This is a genomic window from Streptomyces sp. SID13726, from assembly GCF_010548375.1.
Lineage (GTDB): Bacteria > Actinomycetota > Actinomycetes > Streptomycetales > Streptomycetaceae > Streptomyces.
The window spans coordinates 1-487 of record NZ_JAAGLY010000313.1 but is presented as its reverse complement, the minus strand read 5'-3'; the positions used below and the strand labels follow the sequence as shown (position 1 = coordinate 487).

Sequence of the window (487 nt, the reverse complement as noted above, 5' to 3'; positions counted from 1 at the left end):
CCACCACAGGAACGGCACGCGCAGCGGGGTCAGTTCGTAGACCGCCGTGAAGACCGCGACGACCGGGAGCTTCCAGAGCAGGTCGAAGCCGATGCTGCCGAGGCCCATGGCGACGCTCGTCGCAGCGTCCTTGGTGTCGTAGCCGGCGGCGTCCTCGTCGGGATGGAGCCGGTAGCTCACCACCTCGATGACGGTGAGCAGCACGAAGGCAGGTATGGACCACAGCACGACATCGGGCAGGTTCGGCATGCCCGCACCATAGAGCGGCTTCGGGGGCACCGCTAGGGGTTGTTACCGATCGGTATCCATCGGGGTTACCGGCGGTTCGCGCGATAATCTCCGGGCCGGGGGAAGGGCAGGGGCATGACGGGCTTCGAGACGGTTCTCTTACGTGTGGCGGGTACGGCGGCGGGGGCGCTGGTGAAGTCCCTGCTGACCCGGTCCCCGGGGGCGGGCCTGACGCCCTCCCCGGCCCGCCCGACCCCGC

1 pseudogene is annotated in these 487 nt (G+C 69.4%); it reads right to left on the bottom strand.

From position 1 onward, the window contains the following. A pseudogene (locus G3I78_RS47810) lies at positions 1-249 on the bottom strand (sterol desaturase family protein); the annotation flags it as partial. Positions 250-487: the final 238 nt, after the last annotated feature.